Origin of the sequence: Pseudoalteromonas sp. CR1, assembly GCF_019392235.1 — a bacterium.
GTDB lineage: Bacteria > Pseudomonadota > Gammaproteobacteria > Enterobacterales > Alteromonadaceae > Pseudoalteromonas.
In genome coordinates, this window is sequence record NZ_JAHXRM010000221.1 from 1 (window position 1) to 275 (window position 275).

The window sequence follows — 275 nt, forward strand, 5'->3', positions numbered from 1 at the left end:
CTTCGGCCTCCTGCATGCCGGCGTGCGACTCCCATCGCCAGCCGTGGCAGCAGATCTCGAAGCCCTGTTCGACCGCGTCGCTCGCGATCCACGGCGTGGCTTCGAGCGCACGCCCGCAGGCGTTGAGGGTGAGCGGAACTCCGGCGTCCATCAACATCCGGGTGATGCGCCAGTAGCCGACCCGGGCGCCGTATTCGAACTGGCTTTCCATGCACAGGTCGGGCACGCCGACGATCTCGTGGTTGACCTCGTGGCGGCCTTCGTTGCGCTCGTCG

General features: G+C 67.6%; 1 protein-coding gene. It reads right to left on the reverse strand.

What is annotated here, in order from left to right; translation table 11 throughout:
• Nucleotides 1-275: polysaccharide deacetylase family protein (locus KZZ04_RS19190; RefSeq protein ID WP_219423853.1), on the reverse strand; the 275-nt coding region annotated here is incomplete at both ends.